Here is a 17,376-nt window from a genome sequence, read left to right as displayed (position 1 = left end):
CTTCAGTTGTTGCGCTGCTATGTTTTGATCTCCGCAGCCGACGAGGAGGTCCGGATGAAGCGGCCGACGATCTCCGACGTCGCGCAACGAGCGGGGGTGTCGATCAGCGCCGCGTCGTTCGCCCTGAACGGACGGCCCGGTGTCTCCGACCGGACCCGCCAGCGCGTCCTCGACGCCGCCGACGCGATCGGGTGGCACCGCAACAGCGCCGCCCGCGTGCTGTCCGGCGGCACCACCAACGTCATCGGCATGGCGATCCCCCGGCCCGCCGCCACCCTGGGCGTCGAGCCGTTCTTCATGGAACTGGTCAGCGGCATCGAGTCGGTGCTGGCGACGCCGGGCTACGCGCTGATGATGCAGGTCGTCGCGAGCGTCGACGCCGAGCTCAAGGTCTACCGGTCCTGGTGGGGTGAGCACCGGGTCGACGGGATCATCGTCGTCGACCTGCGTGGCGACGACCCCCGCGTCGGCCTGCTCGAACAGCTCGGCCTGCCCGCGGTCGTGGTCGGTGGTCCCGCCGACGTGGGGTCGCTGCCGCACGTCTGGGCGGACGACGCCGCGGCCGCCGCCGAGACCGTCGGTTACCTGGCCGCGCTGGGCCACCGCCGGATCGGCCGGATCGCGGGCCTGCCGGACCTGCTGCACACCCGGCGCCGCGACGAGGCGTTCCGCGACGCGAGCACCCGGTACGGGATCGAGTCGATCGAGGTCGTGCACACCGACTACACCGGGCTCGAAGGCGCCCAGGCGACGCGCAGGCTGCTGACCTCGCCCGAGCGCCCGACGGCGATCCTCTACGACAACAGCATCATGGCCGTCGCCGGGATGTCGGTGGCCGACGAGATGCGGCTCTCGGTGCCCGAGGACCTGTCGATCGTCGCGTGGGACGACTCCCAGCTGTGCCAGGTGATCCGGCCGGCGATCACCGCGCTCGCCCGGGACGTCGCCGCGTACGGTGCCCGCGTCGCGCAGCTGCTGCTCGACGTGGTCGCGAAGAACGGCGCCGTCGAGCAGCGCGGTGTGGAGGTGCCGGCGCCCCGGCTCGTCCCGAGGTCGAGCACGGCACCTCCGAAGCGCTAGACCTCCAGTTGGTTCGCTGAACGCAGGACGTCCGCCGCCACCAGCAACTCCGGCGCGAACCGTGCGGCGGTGCGCACGCCGAACACGGTGGACTCCCCTGGCAGCAACGAGACCAGGCCGCGGTCGACCACACCGTCCGCCGCCACCTTGTCGGCCAGCAGCGTCAGGTCCTTCAGCACCGACCTGGCGGTCACGGTGACGCGGTAACCGCCGTCGACAGCCTCCGCGGTCGCGTCGAAAGCGGCTTCGGGCAAGGCCTTTCCGGCCGGGAACGCGAACGACCTGACCTCGCCCACGGAGGCCACGACGAGGTCACCGGCCGAGTCCGGGACACCGACGGTCGTGGCCGAACGCGGAGCGACCACGATCGGCAGCACCACGTCCGTCACCTCCGCCCCGTCGAGCCGCACCCGCCGCACCCGCAGTTCGCCCGCCCACTCCTGCGCGGTGTCGTTCACCGCGACGACGGCGTCCGGCCTGATCGTCAGCAACCGCTCGGCGTAGGCGGCCCGCAACGCGTACCAGGACGGCTTGAGCCGGCCGTACCCGTCGACGACCGCCCACGAGGTCACCGGCCAGCAGTCGTTGAGCTGCCACAGGATCGTGCCGGAGCACTTCGGGGTGAGCGACCGGAAGTGCCCGATCCCGGTGCTGATGGCGTGGGCCTGGTTGAGTTGCGCGGCCCAGTGCCAGTCGTCGAACCCCCGCACGTCGGAGAAGTGTTCGGCGAGCCTGCGCGCGATCTTGCGGTTGCCGTCCTCGGCCTTGATGTGGGCGGTCATGCGGCGTCCGTACGGCGCCGGTGGGGTGTCGCGGATCGCCTCCTTCACCGTCGCCGTCGCGGGCGGGCCGCAGAACCCGAACTCGGCCACGAACCGCGGCTCGTACTCCAGGTAGGCCGTGTAGTCGCGGTCGTTCCAGACGTCCCAGATGTGCGTGCAGCCGTGCGCCGGGTCGTTCGGGTGCAGGTCCTCGGAGACCGAGTACGGGCTGCTCGGCAGGTAGGGACGGCCCGGGTCCAGTTCGGCGACGATCTTCGGGAGGACGTCGGTGTAGTAGCCGATGCCCCAGGTCCGCTCGCCGAGATCCTCCTGCCAGCCCCAGTCGTGGTAGCCCCAGACGTTCTCGTTGCCGCCGTTCCAGGCGATGAGGCTCGGGTGCGCGGCCAGCCGGTTGACGGCGTCACGGGCCTCCGCGACGACCTCGCCGCGCAGTGGTTCCTCCTCGGGGTAGGCGGCACAGGCGAACAGGAAGTCCTGCCACACCAGCAGTCCCAGCTCGTCGGCGAGCGCGTAGAAGTCGTCGGACTCGTAGATGCCGCCGCCCCAGACGCGCAGCAGGTTCACGCCGGCGTCGAGGGCCTGGCCGAACCGCTCCCGCAGCCGGGCCTCACCGACGCGGTGCGGGAAGCAGTCGTCCGGGATCCAGTTGACGCCCTTGACGAAGACGCGCTCACCGTTGATCCGGAACGTGAACTCGGTGCCGTCGTCGTCCGGATTCGTGAGCAGCTCGACGGTGCGGAAGCCGGCCTCACCGCGCCAGATGTCCCCTGTGGACAGTGTCACCTCGATCGGGTGCAGCGTCTGCTCGCCGTGGCCGCGTGGCCACCACAGGCCGACGTCGCCGAGTTCCATCCGCAGCACCGTTCCACCGGCACCGGGAACGAGTTCGGACCGGACCTCGTGCTCGCCGATGCGCGCGACGACCGTCAGCGGTTCGTCGCCGGTCCGCTGGACGTCGACGTGCACCTCCGCGGTGCCGTCCATGCTCGTGAGCGGGCGAACGGCCGCGATGCGCGCCTCCTGCCACTCCTCGATCGCGATCGGCCGCCAGATCCCGGCGGTGACGAGGACCGGGCCCCAGTCCCAGCCGAAGTTGCAGGCCATCTTGCGGATCATGTTGTACGGGTGGGCGTTGACGTGCGGGCGGGCGCCGAGCAGCCGTTCCTGTTCCTCGGCGTGGGCCAGCGCGCTCGTGAACGTCACCGAGAGCGTGTTCTCCCCGTCGCGCAGGGCGGCCCGGACGTCGAAGCGGTAGGCGCGGTGCATGTTGACCGTGGAGGCGATCTCCTGGCCGTTCAGCTCGATCCTGGCGATCGTGTCCAGGCCGTCGCACACCAGCTCGACCCGGGTGCCGTCCTCCGCGCTGTAGTGGAAGGTCGTCTCGTAACGCCAGTCGGTCCGGCCGATCCACGCGAGCTTCGCCTCGTTCTCGTCGAGGTACGGATCGGGGATGAGCCCGGCCGACAGCAGATCCGTGTGCACGCACCCCGGCACCGTGGCGGGCACCTCCCTCTCGCCGAGCTTGCTCGGGCTCTCGGAGCGGAGAACCCAGCCGTCGTGGAGTTCGGTTCTGGTCACCATGTTCTGCTTCTCCTGAAGTGGTTATTTGACCGCGCCCGCGGTGAGCCCGCCGTAGATGAAGCGCTGCAACGCGAGGAACACGACCAGGGTCGGGAGGATGACGAGGACCGTGCCCGCCGAGATGACCTCCCAGTGGGCGCCGTACGGGCCCTTGAACCGGAACAGCGCGGTCGAGATGGTGCCGAGCTTGTCCGAGGGCATGTACAGGAACGGGATGTAGAAGTCGTTGTAGATCGCGACTCCCTTGACGATCACGACGGTGACGATCGCGGGCCGCAGCAGCGGCAGGACGATCCGCCAGTAGATCGTGAGCGAGCCGGCGCCGTCGATCCTCGCCGCCTCGTCGAGCGCGACCGGGATCGAGCGCATGAACTGCAGGAAGATGTACACGGCCACGATGTCCGTGCCGGTGTAGAGCAGGATCGGCGCCCACCGGGTGCCGTTGACGCCGAGTGCGCTGATCACCTCGTAGGTCGCGACCTGCGTGGTCACGCTGGGCACCAGCGTCGCGACGAGGAACAGGGCCATGACGAGCTTCTTGGCCCTGAAGTGGAACCGGTCGACGGCGTAGGCGGTCATCGAGCCGATGAGCACGGTGCCGATCAGGGCGAAGACCAGGATGAACGTGGTGTTCCACAGCGCCCGCGCCATCTGCCCGTCGGTGAAGGCGATGGCGAAGTTGCCGAGGTTGAACCAGTCGGCCGGCGCGGCCAGCGGGTTGCGGTTGGCGGTGGCCTCCTCGCTGGTGCGCAACGAGGTGAGCAGCACGGCCAGCAACGGCAGCACCACCGCGACGCTGGCGAGCACCAGGCTGAGGTACTTGAGGAACGCGGCGAGCGCGTGGCGTGCCGTCATGACTGCTCGACCCTCTCCTCGGGGACGAGCGTCCGCTGCAACCACGTCACCAGCAGCACGATGACGAGGAGCACCACCGCGGCCGCCGACGCCAGGCCGACCTTGTTGAAGGTGAACGCCAGCTTGATCGTCTGGATCACGAACGTCTCGCTGTTGTTCGCTCCCCCGGTCATGATGAACGGGATCTCGAACACCGACAGCGCGCCGGACACCGCGAGGATCACGCACAAGCTGATGATCGGTTTGATGCTGGGCACGATGATGTGGCGGAACTGCTGCCATCGGCTCGCTCCGTCCAAAGTGGCCGCTTCGTACAGGTGCGGCGGGATCGACTGGATGGCACCGAGGAACAGCACGAGGTTCAGCCCGGCGTAGCGCCAGACCGACACCCCGGCGAGCGAGGTGTTGACGAGGTCGGGGTCGCCGAGCCACAGCCGCGGCTGCACGCCGAACACCGCGAGCGTGGTGTCCAGCGTGCCGCCGGGCTGGAAGAAGTAGAGGAACACGAACCCGATCGCGACGCCGTTGACGAGGTACGGGAAGAAGAAGATGCCCTTGAACAGGCCCCGCAGCCGCGTGCCGAAGCTCAGGACGGTCGCGAAGTACAGTGCCAGCCCCGTCTGCAGCAGCGCGCCCGCGAGGTAGAAGAGGCTGACCGCGAAGACCTGGAACAGCTGTGGCCGGGTGAAGAGGTCGACGTAGTTCTCGGCGCCGACGAAGTCGCGGTCGCGGCTGAGGCCGTCCCAGTCCGTGAAGCTGTGCACCACCATGCTCACGACCGGTACGTACGTGAACGCCACCAGGAACACGAGCGGGACGAGCAGGTAGAGCCACGGCACGTGGGCGCGTTGTTTCATCGGTGCGGTCAGCCGATCTCGGCCTGCGCTTCGGCCCACCTCTTGTTGAGGTCGGCGAACACACCCGCGAGATCACCCGGTGCCGCTCCCCTGGCGACGTCGACGATGCGCTGCGGGTAGTCCTTGGCGCTCAGCCCCACCTCGGAGGCCTTGTCGATCTGGTTGACCAGGTTGTTCTTCGCCCAGCCGAGCCGCACGAGCTCGACCTTCGCGTCCTCGAACGGCTTGAGGCTCTCCGGCAGCGGCGCGCCCTTGAGCGCGGAGATCGACAACGACTGCTGCGCGTCACCGGACTTCGAGATGTACCAGTCGATCCACGCCCGTGCGGCCTCCTTCGCCTTGCTGTGCTTGTTGATCGCGAAGAGGTAGTCGGGCCGCACGACCGAGCAGAACTTCCCGCCGGCCTGTGCCGGGAACGGCATGAACCCGATGTCCTGCGGGTCACGCCCGGCCTTGCGCGCGGCCTCCCGCATCTGGACCACCGCCCACGACCCGAGCCACATGGTCGCGACCTCGCCGGTGCCGAGGAGGTTCTTGGAGTTCTCCCAGTTGGTGGTGTTCGGGTCGGCCTCGGAGAGTCCGGTGTGGACGATGTCGTGCAGCAAGGTGTCGACGACGTTCAGGTCCGTGCCCGGTGCCCACGGTTCCTTCGTCTCGGCCAGCTTGTCGTTCGCGGCGACGTCACAGCTCGGCGAGCCGAGACCGCTGCCCCAGTTCGTCAGCGGCCAGCCGTCCTTGTAGTTCGTGTAGTACGGCGTGGAGCCGGTCTTGTCCTTGATCGCCTTGAGCGCGGTGAGGAACTCCGCGGGTGTCTTCGGCCACTCGGTGACACCCGCCTTCTGCCAGACGCTCTTGTTGTAGACGAACCCGTTGGCCGTGCCGATGTTCGCGAGCCCGTAGACCTTGCCGTCCACCGCGGCCTTGTCGGTGAAGTCGTACTTCGGCTGCAGTTCCTCGGTGGTCCCCAGCGGAGCGAAGAACTGCGGGTACTGGTTCGAGTCGACCGAACCGGGGATGAGCACCACGTCGCCGTAGTCCTCGCCGCTCATCCGGATCCGGACCTCGCCCTCGTAGTCGGTGAGGCCCTGGAACTCCACCGTGACACCGGGATAGGTCTTCTTGAACTCGTCGGCGTACTTCTTGGTCGTGCCGTCCTGCACCTGGTCGGTCCGGTTGGTCAGGACCGTGATGGTCCCGGTGACCTTCGCCGGGTCGGCGGGAACGGCGACGACCGCCTCGCCGTCCGCACCGCCACCGCCGCCGCAGGCGGAGAGAGCCAGCACGAGAACCGTCCCGGCCACCGTTGCGCGAGTCGCAGCCACTTCGCCTCCGAACTTAAGCGTTTTAGTTGACAGGCCTCCGACGACTTCCTGCCGTTGACAGGAGGTGTTCGGGGTGATGAGCGCTTAACCTAGACGCAACGTGAATCGCTGTCTATAACGCTTTAGCAGGCATCCGTGGATGACAGCTGACAGAAATGCTTCGGAGCCCGGCGACGGGCCGTGCGATGCTCCGCCGATGAAGATCGCCTCACCGAAGGCCGACGCACGGCTGTTCGACCTGATCGCTGACGACGACGCCGTCCGCGGCCGGGCGCTGGCGCGGCACCGCGAGTCGGTGGCCAGTGGAACGGGTGTGTCGATCTACGAGCCCGGCCGCGACCGGACGGTCTTCTGGTACCTGGGGCAGCTGTTGCGGTGGGAGTCCCGGAACTCCGCCGTGAGCGCGGAGCTCTGGCCGTTCGTGGCGCTGTACCTGAGGTGGGAGACGCTCTTCCCCGACCAGTGGACCTCGCGTGACACGCAGATCTGGTCACCGTGGTCGATGAAGGAAGGGGTGCTCGGCCACCTGGGCCGGTGCGGACTGCCGACCGAGGCTCGACCTGAGGCCATCGATCTGCTGGTCGACGTGGTGCACCGCCCCTACCGCTGCAAGGACTGGATGTACGCGCTCCTGGTGCGCCACGTCGACGGCGCGGACTTCCGCGACCGGATGGCGGCCCTCGCACGGGCGGAAGATCCACTCGTCCGGTGCCGAGCCCAGTTCCTCCTCGACGTCGCCGACCGGCCTGAGGTCCGGGTCAAGCGGAACACGTGGGGCGCCTGGCTCGACAGCCGAACCTAGGCGGTGAGTGCGGCCAGCTGGTCCGCGTACTCGATGCGCGTGACCCAGTCCGCGGGCCAGGCGTCCAGACCGTGCGCCGCGCCGACGAACGCCCCGGCCAGGGCGGCGATCGAGTCCGAGTCGCCGCTGGTCCGCGCCGCCCGCACCAGGCAGGCCACCGGGTTGCCGGCGTGCCGGACCGCGCAGTACAAGCCGGTCGCCAGCGCCTCCTCGGCGATCCAGCCCTCCCCGGTGGCCAGGCACGCGTCCAGGCCGTCGTCGGGCCGGGCCAGGGCGGCCACCAGCAGTTCGAGGGCCGCGACGCACTCGTCCCAGCCGCGGGCGATGAAGTCGGCGGGTGTGGTCGCCCCCGGCATCTGCCACAGGGAGCCCAGCCACTCCTCCAGGTAGAGCGAACGCCGTTCGGCGCAGCGGGCCAGCAAGGCGGCGGGCACGTCCGCCAGGTCGGCGCCGTCGACCAGCAGGCGCGTCGCGTAGGCGGTGAGCTCGGACGCGGCCAGTGCCGTGGGATGGCCGTGGGTCATCGCGGCCTGCAGTTGCGACACCCCGGCCAGCACGTCGAGGTCGAGGCCGGGCACCAGGCCCACCGGGGTCACGCGCATGTTCGCGCCGCACCCCTTGGAGCCCTTGATGGTCGCCTCCACCCACGGGGCGCCCTCCGCCAGTCCGCCGCACGCGCGCAGGCACGTCATCCCCGGCGCGCGGTTGTTCTCCGGGCTGTGCGCCCACGCGACGAACCGCTCCCGCAGGCGCGGTTCGAGTGCGTCGGCGGTGAGGTGGCCGGCGTCGCGCAGCGCCCACGCGACCGCGAGCGCCATCTGCGTGTCGTCGGTGACCAGTGCGGGATCACCCGTGAGGTCGTCCGGACCGTCCGGACCGAACTGACGGTCGATCTCCTCGACCGTCAGGAACTCCGTCGGCTTGGCGAGCGCGTCCCCGAACGCCAGCCCGTACCACGATCCCGCGATGCGATCCACGGCACCGACCCTACGTCGCTAGAGCTGGTTCTCGCCGCCGTCGACGTACAGGTTGGCCCCGACGACGAAGCTGCTCTGGTCCGAGGCGAGGAACGCCACGGCGTCCGCCACCTCGTCCGCCGTTCCCATCCGGCCGATCGGCACCCCGGCCGCGAAGCCCTCCCTGGCCTCGTCCGACAGCCCGGCGACCGCGGGCGTGTCGATCGTGCCGGGTGAGATCGCGTTGACGCGGACGTTCCGGCCCTTGAGCTCGTTGGCCCAGGTGCGGACGTACGAGCGCAGCGCGGCCTTGGTCGCCGCGTAGGTGCCGAACTCCGCGACGCCGTCGTCGGCGCGGACCGAGCAGTTCACGATCACGGCGGCGCCGTCGTTGAGCAGCGGCAACGCCTTCTGGACGCTGAACAGCGTGCCGCGCACGTTGACGCCGAAGATCTGGTCGAAGTGCTCCTCGGTCGTGTCCTCGAGCGCCGCGAACCCGCCGATGCCCGCGTTGGCGAACAGCGCGTCCACTCCCCTGCCCCTGGCGCGGACCGCGTCGTAGAGCCGGTCGAGGTCCGCCGGGTCGGCCACGTCGCCCCGCACGGCCGTGGCGTCGCCGATCAACTCCACGGCCGCGTCCAGCTCGCCCTGGCGCCTGCCGGTGATGAACACGTGCGCGCCCTCGCCGGCGAACCGCCGGGCGGCGGCGAGGCCGATGCCGCTGCTCCCGCCGGTCACGACCACCGTCTTGCCCTCGAACTGAGGCATGTCCCCTCCAAGCTTTCGGTACCGATCGGTACGTAACTCGACCGTAGCACTTCCGAACCGATCGGTACCGAAGAGGTAGGCTGAGGGTGTGACGGTGATCGGCAGGCCCAGGGGCTTCGACGCGGACGAGGCGTTGCACGCGGCCATGCTGGTGTTCTGGAGGCAGGGCTACGAGGGTGCGAGCCTCGCGGACCTCACCGGCGCCATGGGCATCACCAAGACGAGCATGTACGCGGCGTTCGGCAACAAGGAGCAGCTCTTCCGCAAAGCCTTGGCACGCTACGACGAGGGCCCGGCGTCCTACGCGTTGCGCGCGATCGAGAAGCCGACCGCGCACGAGGTGGCGACGGCGTTCCTCACGGGCTCGGTGCACACCACGACCCAGCCCGGAGGTCCTGCGGGCTGCCTGGGCGTGCAGGGGTCACTGGCGGCGGGCGGGTCCGGCGAGCCCGCGCGCGATATCCTGGCGGAGTGGCGCGCCCACGGCCGCCGGCTCCTCGAAACGCGGTTCCGGCGCGCCGCCGACGAGGGCGACCTGCCGCCGGGGACCGACGCGCGCAGGCTCGCCCTGTTCGTCATGACGGTCGCTTTCGGGATCGCCGTCCAGGCCGCGAGCGGCGTCAGCCGTGCTGACCTGCAGGAGATCGCCGACACGGCTCTACGCGACTGGCCCGTCTAGGGCGCCCAACTCGAACTCCCTGCGGTCCGTCGCGACTCCGTTGACCTGCAAGGAGATCGCGTGCCCGCCGGGGTGGTAGCGGCGAGTGGTGATCGGCCGGAACGAGTGCTCCCGCGTCACCTGGATCCGTTCGCCCGGGGCCAGGGTCCTGGTCGTCAGCTTGAACGTCTTGCCGGTCTGGCCGCCGTTGGCCTTGCGGTGGTGCACGACGTAGTCGATCGCGAGCGCCGCCTCGGTGTCACCGGCGTTGTGGATCGTGGCGGTGAACCGGACGCTGCCGCCGAACGGGACCACGTCCTGCTCCAGGTGGGGCCCGTCGACCTCCACCGTCGCGGGCGCGAACCCCAGCAGTGCGAGCGCGCCGCGGTCGCCGCGCTTCACGAGCGTGCGCAACCCGTGGCGGACAAGGCGTCCGGTGTTCGCGTCACCGTCCTCCAGCCAGCGCCGCGCCGTGTCCACGACGAGGTCCGGGTGGTCGCGACTGAGGTCGTTGAGGTGGTTGGCGACCGACCGGCGCACGTAGTCGCTCTCGTCGCGGTGCAGAGAGTCCAGAATGGACACCGTCGCCCCGGGACGGGCCAAGATCTCCGGCACGCGCACGGCCCAGGGCAGGTAGGGGCGAGTGCCCTCGGAGGCCAGTCTGCGCACGTGCTCGTCGGCGGACCCGGTCCAGTCGCCGATGATGCCGAGGGCGCGGTCGAGGTCGTGCCGCAGCAGCGTCCTGATCGCGAACTCGGCGGTGAGCAGCCCGGTGAGGTCGGCGAGCAGCGCCATCGCGTCGTCGAACGCGGCGGTGTCCTCCCGGACGGCCTGGGTGGCGAGCGCGCTGGTGACCGGCCAGATCAGCCAGCCGGTGAACTGCGGCGAGTGGTCCCGGGCCGCGCGGACGGTCCGGGCGAGCGCGGTGTAGCCACCGGGCAGGTCCGCCAGCAGGGCGTCCCTCAGCAGGTCGGCGCGTTCCCGCAGTGACAACGGGGCGATCTGCTTCGGCGCCGCCCGCAACGCCGTGAGGTCGGCGTCCGGAGCGGCGACCTGGATCGCCTGGACGAGGCTGGTGACGGCGGAACGTCCGAGGAGTTCGTCGGCGGTGGGCATGCGGCTCATCCTAGGAAACGACCCGGTCAGCGGAACTCCCGATCGCCACTAGATCATCCGAACCGCCACGCGGCGCCCGTGCCCCGTGGTTCCATTGGGCCTCAACAGATCGCGGGGCGGGAGTACGGATGTCGATTCAGTTCTCGGGCGACCAGGCGATCCCGCCCGAGGTGACGATCGCGGCCTCCAACAAGGGGCTGGGCCGGGCCACCGGGGTGTACCGGGTGCCGCACGTGGTCGGCACCGTCGAGGAGGCCGAGAAGCAGAAGGCCAACGAGTTCGTCGAGGCCCTGCCGATCCTCGCCGCGCTCGTCGCCCCGCTGGCCGTCGGCGGGCTGCTCTGGTGGGTGAGCGGGAGCATCGGTCTGGGCATCGGCGCGGGTGTCGTGCTGACGATCGTGGGCTTCATCGCGATCACTCAGTACGAGAATCGGAACGACGGCAAGAACAAAGAAGCCCACGAGTGGGTCTACGTGTACGGCGAGGGTGTCGCACTGCCCGCGAGGGACGGCGTGCCCGCCCGCGCGATCAGCTGGGACGAGATCGAGGCCATCCACCAGATCTCCACCGACAACTACGTCAACTACCAGCACGTCTTCACCGTCCACGCCTACCGGCTCGTGCTGCGGGACGGCGAACTGGTCGTCTTCCGTGGCGTCGAGCAGCCGGACAAGGTGCCCGCCACCGAGGTCCGGACACTGGGTCCGCTGCTGGCGAAGGAGGTCTTCGCCCTGCGGCTGCCACCGGCGGTGGAAGCGATCAACGAGGGCAGGACCGTCGGCTTCGGTCCGCTGGCCCTGTCGGGATCCGGGATCGTCACGCCGGACGGTCTCGTGGCGTGGGACGAGATCGAGGGCCTGTCGACCAGTGCGGGTGACGTCGTGCTCACCGCGACGAGGCGCAAGCAGGGGAACTACGCGATCGGCGACATCCCCAACTTCGAGGTCTTCTGGACGCTGGCGCAGAACCTGCGCGAACAGAACTGAGGCCTCCGCCGGGGTTTCGCCCTCAGTTCGCACCCGTGAGCACGTCGACGGGTTCCGGAGCAGGGACGTCTCGTCCGGCGAGCAGCCGGGAGGCGCAGACCGCGATGGCGGCGAGCACGGCGATGAGGATCGCCATCGGCAGCGCGGAATGGGTGCTGCCGACGCTCACGAGCGGGGACACGGCCGCGCCGAGCCCGAACTGGGCGGCACCGAGCACGGCCGATCCCGTGCCGGCCGCGCCCGGCACCGCGTCGAGGGCGAGTGCCGTGGCCGGGCCGAGGACGAACCCGAGCGACGCCACCGCGAAGAAGATCGGCACCATCAGCCAGGCGGCGCTGATCGGCAGGAGCGCGAGGACCAGCAGCACCACGGCGGCCCCGAGCAGCCAGCCCGTGCCGATGGTGAGGACCCGGCGCGGGTGACTGCGGCGCAGCAGCCGTGACGCGACCGTGCTGCTCGTGATCAGCCCGAGCGCGTTGAGCGCGAACAGCACGCCGTAGCTGACGGGACCCATCCCGATGACGACCTGGTACAGGAACGGCGAGGCCGAGATGTAGGCCATCAGCACGGCGAACGAGAAGACGAACGTGGCCGTGGCGGTCAGGTAGGCGCGCCGGCCGAGTGCCCGGAACCCGCCCGCCTTCGCGATACCGCGCCGTTCGCGCGGATGGGTCTCCCGCACGACCACCGCCGAACCGGCGAGCATCGCGACCGCCAGACCGGCCAGGACGAACAGCACGCCCCGCCACCCGATCCCGTCGACCATCAGGCTGCCCAGCAGCGGCGCCACCACCGGCGCCACCCCGCTGACGATCATCATGAGACTGAACGCGCGGGCGGCGGCACGGCCGGTGGCGAGGTCGGCGATGACCGCACGGCCGATGACCATGCCGGCCGCCGCGGTCAGCCCCTGGACGAGCCGGGCGACGAGCAGGACCCCGATCGTGGGCGCGACGGCGGCGAGCACGCTGGCCGCCACGAACACCGCCGAGCCGGCCAGCAACGGCCCGCGCCTGCCCCACCGGTCCGAGACGGGGCCGAAGACCAGCTGCCCCGCGGCGAGGCCGAGCAGGAACATCGTGAGCGTGAGCTGGACCGCCGTGTCGCTCGTCGTGAGGTCGGCGGTCATGCGCGGGAACGCGGGCAGGTAGAGGTCGATGCCGAACGGGGCGACGCTCGCCAGCAGGGCGAGCACGAGCAGGAGCGGCACGGGGATGGTGCTGCGGGACGGCGCGTTCACCACTTCTCCTATCAACTGATAGCTATCACTCGACAGGAAAAGTAACATGGACGCGTGGACGAGGACCAGAAGACCCGGTTGTTCGAACTGGCCGACCTGATCGCGGCGGTCGGCCGCCAGATCCACGCCGCCAAGGAGGGTGTGAGCGAGGACAGGTGGTCAGCGGTGGACATCGCGGTGATGCGGTACATCGACCGCAACCCCGGCACGTCCGCCCGCGCCGCCGCCGAGGCCACGCAGCAGATCTCCAGCAACTTCAGCCGGGCGCTGCGCGGCCTGGAGAGCAAGGGCCTCGTCCACCGCGAGGCCGACCAGGAGGACGCCCGCCGCGTCCGCCTCTACCCCACCGCCCGCGCGCAGGCGAACCTCCAGCGGCTGCACGGCATCTGGAGCGACCTGCTCGACGGCGTCGTCACCGACGAGGACGAGATCGAGGGCATGATCACGACGTTGCGGCGCATCGAGACGGGGCTCGCCGAGAAGGCGCTCGCGCGGGTTCGCGTCAGGTGAGCGGCACGACGGTTCACGCACGCGTCCGCCAGAGCACCAGGACGAAGTAGGGCGTCCCGACCAGGGCGATCACCAGGCCTGCGGGTATCTGCGCCGGAGCGATGACGGTGCGTCCCAGGGTGTCCGCGGCGCTCACCAGGATCGCGCCGACCGCCGCGGCCACCGGGATGACGCGGGCGTGGCGGCCACCCACCAGCGATCGGGCCAGATGGGGTGCGACCAGGCCGACGAACGCCACCACACCGACCGCGGCCACGGCCGTCGCCGCGAGGATGCCGCACGCGGCGAGGACCACCAGGCGCGAGCGTTCCAGCGGCAGGCCGAGGATGCGCGGTGTGTCGTCGTCGATGCTGTGCAGGTCCAGTTCCCGGTGCCGTGACCACAGCAGCGGCAGCAGGATCGCCAGCGCGAGCAGGCCCGGCACGACCTGATCCAGCGTCCGGCCGTAGGTGGAGCCGGACAGCCAGGTCAGCGCCTTGGCCATGTTCCACGGGTCCGAGGTCACGATCATCAGCGTGATCAGGGCCATCCCGCCGGACCAGAGCCCGATGCCGATGATCACCAGCCGGTCGGAGTCGAGACCCGACCGCCAGGCGAGGCCGTAGACCAGGACGAACGCGACCAGCGCACCCGCCCCCGCGGCACCGGCGATCTGCCACGCGCCGGCCAGCGGCACGAAGGTGATCAGGGCGATGGCGCCGAGTCCCGCACCGGCGGTGATGCCGAGCAGGCCGGGTTCGGCCAGCGGGTTGCGGCTCACCGACTGGATTCCGCACCCGGACACCGCGAGCGCCGCACCGGCGGTGAGCGCGGCGAGCACCCGCGGCAGGCGTTGGTCGAGCACGAACGTCAGGGCCGTGCCGGTGCGGCCGGACAGCCAGTTGACGAGGTCGCCGAGCAGCACGAAGCGGTCGCCGAGCAGCATGCCGACCACCGGTGCGGTGACCAGCAGCACCAGGACGACGGCGCCGGTGACGACGAGACGGCGACGCGAGCCCGCAACGCTGACCCGGCCCGACGGTGGTTGCCGGCGTGACCCGCTCGGGCGGCTGCGGCGAGCCAGCCACACCAGGACCACCGCACCCACGATCGTGGTGATCACACCGGTCGGCACGCGCAGTGCCGCCGCCGATCCCATCACCGCCCGCAGCACCACGTCGGCCCCGAGCACCAGCACGACGCCGAGAAGTCCCGACAGGGGCAGGAGAACTCGGTGACGCCCTTCCCCCGACATGAGCAGGCGCGTGATCACCGGCGCGCAGAGACCGACGAAGCCGACGGGGCCGGCGACGGTCACCGCCGCGGCCGTCAGCGCGACGGTCAGCAGCACCGCGCCGATGCGGGTGCGGCGCACGTTCAGGCCGACGACGGACGCGTTGTCGTCGCCCAGCGCCAGGACGTCCAGCGACCGGCCCATCGCGATCAGCGCGACGGTCGCCGCGAGCACGATCGGCGCCATCCGGGCGGTGGCGTCGAGGTTCGCCACGCTCAGCGAGCCGCTTCCCCAGGCGAACAGGCCCGAGGTCTCCTGTTCGTAGAACAGCAGCAGCAGAATGGTGATCGACTGCAGAGCCAGCGTCACGGCCGAGCCGATCAGGATCAGCCGGGGTGTCGCCGACGCGGCACCGGACAGGCCCAGCACCACGACCGCGGCGGCAAGCGCTCCTGCGAACGCCGTCGCTCCGGCGGGCAACGTCGGCAGCGTCAGCCCGAACGCGGACACCGCGACGACGGCCAGGTAGGCGCCGGCGTTCACGGCGAGCGTGTCCGGTGCCGCGAGCGGGTTTCGCGCCACGGACTGCATGCCCGCGCCCGCGACGCCCAGTGCCACGCCCAGCAGCAAAGCCGTGAGCAGGCGCGGCATCCGTGAACCGGACAGGACGGCGTAGGTCTGCTCGTCGCCCGCTCCGACCACGGCGCGCAGAACGTCGAGCACACCGGTGTCGGCGGTGCCCTGGGTGAGGTGAACGGCGGCGAGCAGGGCGATGACCACCACGCTCGCCGCCGCGACGACGGCGTTGCGCACGATCAGGCGAGTGCTTTCACGAACTGGTCAGCGACGTGGACCACGGACTTCGGGCCACCGAACGTCCAGGTACCCGGTTCGAGCTTGTGGACCTTCTTGGCCGACACGAACGGCAGCCGCTGCCACACCGGGTTCTGGGCGAGACCGGTGGTGAAGACGTCGTCCTCCGACGCGCTGTAGAACAGCACGGTGTTCGGGTCGGTGAGCGCGGTCAGGCCTTCGACGTCGGTCTGGCCCAGACCCCACTGCGGATCGACCTGACCGGTCCACGCGTTCTTCAACCCGAGCGCCTCGGCCGTGTCGGACACCAGCGACCCCTTGCCGAACGGGCGGATGCTGACGGTGCTCCCCTCCAGGTAACCGTCGGCCATGAAGAACGGCGTGCCCGCCTTGGCCGCCAACGCCTTCCTGCCGTCGGCCAGCTTGGTGTCCATTTCGGACAGCAGCCGGTCCGCCTCCGCGGTCTTGCCGACCGCCTGCGCGATCATCTTGAGGTCCTCGCGCAACCGGTCGAAGTTGCGCGCGGCGTCGCTGGACTTGGTGACCACGACCGGCACGTACTTCTCCAGTTGCGGCGCCAGCGTCGAGTCGCGCTCCTCGGCCATGATCACGACGTCCGGGTTCAGCGCCACGATGGAGTCCACGCTCGGTTCGCCGCGCTTGCCGACGTCCTTGACCGAGGCGTCCAGCGGCACCGCCGAGTCCCACGTCTTGTACCCCGCCGTGTCCGCCGCCCCCACCGGCATCACGCCCAGCGACGCGACCATCTCGGCCTCGCCCCACTCCAGCACGACGACGCGCTTCGCGGCGGCCTTCAGTTCGACCGCCTTGCCGCGGGAATCGGTGACCTTGACCGGGCCACCCGAGTCGCCGGTGGACTGCCCGCTCTGCGGTGTTTCCGTCGTACCGCAGGCGGTCAGGAGGATCGCGGCGACCGCGACCAGGACTTGAACGCGCATGACAAGCCTTCCGGGGTAATGGTTCAGACGCGAGGGGTGTGTCTGCCGACCGGGCGGCAGTGCAGAGTTCCGGTGACCGGGTCGTCTGCGACGTGCACGACGACGCCGTAGGCCTCGGTCAGGTGCTCGGCCGTGAGCACGTCCTTCACGGCGCCGCTCGCGAGGGCCTTGCCCCGCGACAGCAGGACCACGCGGTCGGCGATGATCGCCGCGTGGTCGAGGTCGTGCAGCACCACCCCGACCGCCACGCGGTGGTCGTCGGCCAGATCCCGCACCACGTCGAGGATCTCCACCTGATACCGCAGGTCGAGGTGGTTGGTCGGCTCGTCGAGCAGCAGGACCGACGTCTGCTGGGCGAGGCACGAGGCCAGCCACACCCGCTGCAACTCGCCGCCGGACAACTCGTCGACCCCTCGGGCGGCCATGTCGGCGACACCCGTCATCGCCATCGCCTCGGCGACGGCGGCCGCTCCGTCCGGATCCACGCCGCGCCACCCCGAGCGGTAGGGATGGCGCCCGTAGCCGACGACGTCCCGCACGGACACACCGGACGGCGTGGGCCGCTGCTGCGTGAGCAGGGTGACGTTGCGCGCGAACTCCTTGCCGGACAACGCCGACCCCCGCCACACGGAGCGTTCGCCGAGGTGCACCTCACCGGTCTTCGGCCGGTGCAGGCGAGCCAGCGAGCGCAGCACCGTCGACTTGCCGGATCCGTTGGGTCCGACCAGCGCCGTGACGGCTCCCGGCGTCAACTCCACCGAGACGCCGTGCACCACCTCGTGCTCGTGATGGGCGAGCACGAGGCTCCGCCCCGCCAGCACCGCCCCATCGACCTCAGACATGAGGGGAGCCTAACCTAAGTTAGGCGAACTGCGGCC

Annotated in this window: 16 protein-coding genes; 5 read left to right on the top strand and 11 right to left on the bottom strand. The window is 70.3% G+C overall.

Annotated features, from left to right (window positions below; translation table 11 throughout):
• Window positions 1-54 precede the first annotated feature (54 nt).
• Window positions 55-1,080, top strand: a complete 1,026-nt coding sequence (locus PV646_RS16875; protein ID WP_500342854.1) for a LacI family DNA-binding transcriptional regulator — start codon at window positions 55-57, stop codon at window positions 1,078-1,080.
• On the opposite strand, the gene PV646_RS16870 is transcribed toward PV646_RS16875, so the two are convergent.
• From PV646_RS16870 to PV646_RS16855, 4 genes are read right to left on the bottom strand one after another with little or no spacing between them, the layout of a single operon-like run.
• Window positions 1,077-3,443, bottom strand: a complete 2,367-nt coding sequence (locus tag PV646_RS16870; RefSeq protein WP_500342850.1) for a glycoside hydrolase family 2 protein — start codon at window positions 3,441-3,443, stop codon at window positions 1,077-1,079. The two genes, PV646_RS16875 and PV646_RS16870, sit on opposite strands and share 4 nt — an antisense overlap.
• Window positions 3,444-3,464: 21 nt before the next feature.
• Complete coding sequence (locus PV646_RS16865; protein WP_500342848.1) at window positions 3,465-4,298, bottom strand: carbohydrate ABC transporter permease; 834 nt, start codon at window positions 4,296-4,298, stop codon at window positions 3,465-3,467.
• Window positions 4,295-5,155 (bottom strand): carbohydrate ABC transporter permease, encoded by an 861-nt coding sequence (locus tag PV646_RS16860; RefSeq protein WP_500342843.1) that lies wholly within the window; start codon window positions 5,153-5,155, stop codon window positions 4,295-4,297. Before PV646_RS16860 ends, PV646_RS16865 begins: the two co-directional genes overlap by 4 nt.
• Window positions 5,156-5,163: 8 nt before the next feature.
• A complete protein-coding gene (locus PV646_RS16855; RefSeq protein WP_500342842.1) occupies window positions 5,164-6,477 on the bottom strand; it encodes an ABC transporter substrate-binding protein in 1,314 nt (437 codons plus the stop codon).
• A gap of 196 nt (window positions 6,478-6,673) precedes the next feature.
• On the opposite strand from PV646_RS16855, the gene PV646_RS16850 reads away from it, so the two are divergent.
• Complete coding sequence (locus PV646_RS16850) at window positions 6,674-7,279, top strand: hypothetical protein (protein WP_500342840.1); 606 nt, start codon at window positions 6,674-6,676, stop codon at window positions 7,277-7,279.
• On the opposite strand, the gene PV646_RS16845 is transcribed toward PV646_RS16850, so the two are convergent.
• Together PV646_RS16845 and PV646_RS16840 are read right to left on the bottom strand one after the other, a co-directional pair.
• Complete coding sequence (locus PV646_RS16845) at window positions 7,276-8,256, bottom strand: ADP-ribosylglycohydrolase family protein (protein WP_500342838.1); 981 nt, start codon at window positions 8,254-8,256, stop codon at window positions 7,276-7,278. The genes PV646_RS16850 and PV646_RS16845 overlap by 4 nt on opposite strands.
• Before the next feature lie 18 nt (window positions 8,257-8,274).
• Entirely contained in the window at window positions 8,275-9,003 is a 729-nt protein-coding gene (locus PV646_RS16840) for an SDR family oxidoreductase (protein WP_500342835.1), read from the bottom strand.
• 145 nt (window positions 9,004-9,148) lie between these two features.
• On the opposite strand from PV646_RS16840, the gene PV646_RS16835 reads away from it, so the two are divergent.
• Window positions 9,149-9,682 (top strand): TetR/AcrR family transcriptional regulator, encoded by a 534-nt coding sequence (locus PV646_RS16835; RefSeq protein ID WP_500345020.1) that lies wholly within the window; start codon window positions 9,149-9,151, stop codon window positions 9,680-9,682.
• Here the strand turns inward: PV646_RS16835 and PV646_RS16830 are convergent.
• Window positions 9,662-10,777, bottom strand: coding sequence for a DNA alkylation repair protein (locus PV646_RS16830; RefSeq protein WP_500342833.1), 1,116 nt, complete (start codon window positions 10,775-10,777; stop codon window positions 9,662-9,664). The genes PV646_RS16835 and PV646_RS16830 overlap by 21 nt on opposite strands.
• A gap of 128 nt (window positions 10,778-10,905) precedes the next feature.
• Here PV646_RS16830 and PV646_RS16825 point away from each other — a divergent pair, with 128 nt between their 5' ends.
• Window positions 10,906-11,763, top strand: coding sequence for a DUF6585 family protein (locus PV646_RS16825; RefSeq protein ID WP_500342831.1), 858 nt, complete (start codon window positions 10,906-10,908; stop codon window positions 11,761-11,763).
• Window positions 11,764-11,785: 22 nt separating this feature from the next.
• Here PV646_RS16825 and PV646_RS16820 read toward each other — a convergent pair whose 3' ends face one another.
• The gene (locus PV646_RS16820) at window positions 11,786-13,003 is read right to left on the bottom strand and encodes a multidrug effflux MFS transporter (protein WP_500342829.1); all 1,218 of its coding nucleotides are present in this window, start codon (window positions 13,001-13,003) and stop codon (window positions 11,786-11,788) included.
• A 54-nt stretch (window positions 13,004-13,057) separates the two neighbouring features.
• Here PV646_RS16820 and PV646_RS16815 point away from each other — a divergent pair, with 54 nt between their 5' ends.
• The gene (locus PV646_RS16815; RefSeq protein ID WP_500342827.1) at window positions 13,058-13,513 is read left to right on the top strand and encodes a MarR family winged helix-turn-helix transcriptional regulator; all 456 of its coding nucleotides are present in this window, start codon (window positions 13,058-13,060) and stop codon (window positions 13,511-13,513) included.
• Window positions 13,514-13,526: 13 nt separating this feature from the next.
• Here the strand turns inward: PV646_RS16815 and PV646_RS16810 are convergent, their stop codons facing one another.
• The 3 genes from PV646_RS16810 to PV646_RS16800 are packed head-to-tail and all read right to left on the bottom strand — an operon-like array spanning window position 13,527 to window position 17,340.
• Entirely contained in the window at window positions 13,527-15,539 is a 2,013-nt protein-coding gene (locus PV646_RS16810; RefSeq protein WP_500342825.1) for an iron ABC transporter permease, read from the bottom strand.
• Window positions 15,540-15,541: 2 nt separating this feature from the next.
• Window positions 15,542-16,498 (bottom strand): ABC transporter substrate-binding protein, encoded by a 957-nt coding sequence (locus PV646_RS16805; RefSeq protein ID WP_500342824.1) that lies wholly within the window; start codon window positions 16,496-16,498, stop codon window positions 15,542-15,544.
• A 23-nt stretch (window positions 16,499-16,521) separates the two neighbouring features.
• Window positions 16,522-17,340, bottom strand: coding sequence for an ABC transporter ATP-binding protein (locus PV646_RS16800; RefSeq protein WP_500342821.1), 819 nt, complete (start codon window positions 17,338-17,340; stop codon window positions 16,522-16,524).
• Window positions 17,341-17,376: the final 36 nt, after the last annotated feature.

It is taken from the genome of Streptomyces sp. ID05-26A (genome assembly GCF_033794685.1).
Taxonomy (GTDB): Bacteria; Actinomycetota; Actinomycetes; order Mycobacteriales; family Pseudonocardiaceae; genus Lentzea.
The sequence above is the reverse complement of the archived record's forward strand: the minus strand, read 5'-3'. Positions and strand labels throughout refer to the sequence as shown.

What these genes read in the sequence shown, in the direction of transcription:
- PV646_RS16870 (WP_500342850.1), bottom strand. Translation starts at nt 3,443, where the DNA reads ATGGTGACCAGAACCGAACTCCACGACGGCTGGGTTCTCCGCTCCGAG.
- PV646_RS16835 (WP_500345020.1), top strand. Translation starts at nt 9,149, where the DNA reads ATGCTGGTGTTCTGGAGGCAGGGCTACGAGGGTGCGAGCCTCGCGGAC.
- PV646_RS16875 (WP_500342854.1), top strand. Translation starts at nt 55, where the DNA reads ATGAAGCGGCCGACGATCTCCGACGTCGCGCAACGAGCGGGGGTGTCG.
- PV646_RS16830 (WP_500342833.1), bottom strand. Translation starts at nt 10,777, where the DNA reads ATGCCCACCGCCGACGAACTCCTCGGACGTTCCGCCGTCACCAGCCTC.
- PV646_RS16865 (WP_500342848.1), bottom strand. Translation starts at nt 4,298, where the DNA reads ATGACGGCACGCCACGCGCTCGCCGCGTTCCTCAAGTACCTCAGCCTG.
- PV646_RS16840 (WP_500342835.1), bottom strand. Translation starts at nt 9,003, where the DNA reads ATGCCTCAGTTCGAGGGCAAGACGGTGGTCGTGACCGGCGGGAGCAGC.
- PV646_RS16860 (WP_500342843.1), bottom strand. Translation starts at nt 5,155, where the DNA reads ATGAAACAACGCGCCCACGTGCCGTGGCTCTACCTGCTCGTCCCGCTC.
- PV646_RS16800 (WP_500342821.1), bottom strand. Translation starts at nt 17,340, where the DNA reads ATGTCTGAGGTCGATGGGGCGGTGCTGGCGGGGCGGAGCCTCGTGCTC.
- PV646_RS16850 (WP_500342840.1), top strand. Translation starts at nt 6,674, where the DNA reads ATGAAGATCGCCTCACCGAAGGCCGACGCACGGCTGTTCGACCTGATC.
- PV646_RS16825 (WP_500342831.1), top strand. Translation starts at nt 10,906, where the DNA reads ATGTCGATTCAGTTCTCGGGCGACCAGGCGATCCCGCCCGAGGTGACG.
- PV646_RS16805 (WP_500342824.1), bottom strand. Translation starts at nt 16,498, where the DNA reads ATGCGCGTTCAAGTCCTGGTCGCGGTCGCCGCGATCCTCCTGACCGCC.